Source organism: Bacteroides cellulosilyticus DSM 14838 (assembly GCF_000158035.1).
In the GTDB taxonomy this organism is placed as follows: domain Bacteria; phylum Bacteroidota; class Bacteroidia; order Bacteroidales; family Bacteroidaceae; genus Bacteroides; species Bacteroides cellulosilyticus.
On record NZ_EQ973534.1, the window covers coordinates 1 to 654 of the forward strand.

General features: G+C 52.3%; 1 protein-coding gene. It reads right to left on the minus strand.

The genetic code is table 11. From position 1 onward, the window contains the following. Nucleotides 1-623: DUF3868 domain-containing protein (locus tag BACCELL_RS25535; protein WP_248604816.1), on the minus strand; the 623-nt coding region annotated here is incomplete at its 3' end. Between the last annotated feature and the right edge of the window lie 31 nt (nt 624-654).

Consider the following 654-nt stretch of genomic DNA (forward strand, 5'->3'; position numbering starts at 1 on the left):
CTTTGGGTTTCTTGCCGGTTGGCGGCATTTTCATGTCTTTCTGTAACTGCCTGCGGGATTGCCGTCTGCTCCGGCAGATTTACAGCCTGTCCTTGTGAAACGGCCATTTGCCTCTGTGAAACTGATATCTGTCCCTGCGGAACATGGAAAGGGCTTGTCAGGGCAAGATCGGTTATCACCGGCTCTACTCCGAGCATCTTCATCCGGCAGCAATCCCGTCGTTCGCGCATCAACACCAATGAAGCGTGTTCCATCCATGGGCTATAGGCAACGGATACCTTATAAATAATGCTATCTTTCCGGTTTCGGGCATAAAGCGTACGGTAAGGAGGCAAATAACCGGGAGATGGTTGAAGCGCCTGCTGCCTGTGGTCGGCACGGGCACGGCGACGTCCGCTCACTACCACAGCGGGCAGCTCTTGCAGACGCCCTGCGCCACGAAGCACGGGAGTGAACAGATAAGCCTCCGCATTCCCCGCTTTTGCATCACTCAGATTGAGTAGCAGTTCTATGTGAAGACTGTCTCCCTGTGTAAAGACATGCGAACCGAGTGTTAAAGTTCCGCCCGCCCATGCTTCCGCAGTCAGCAGTACCCCAACCAGACATCCTATTATTTTCTTCATCCTTTTCATCCAGCCTCTTTAATTTTTAATT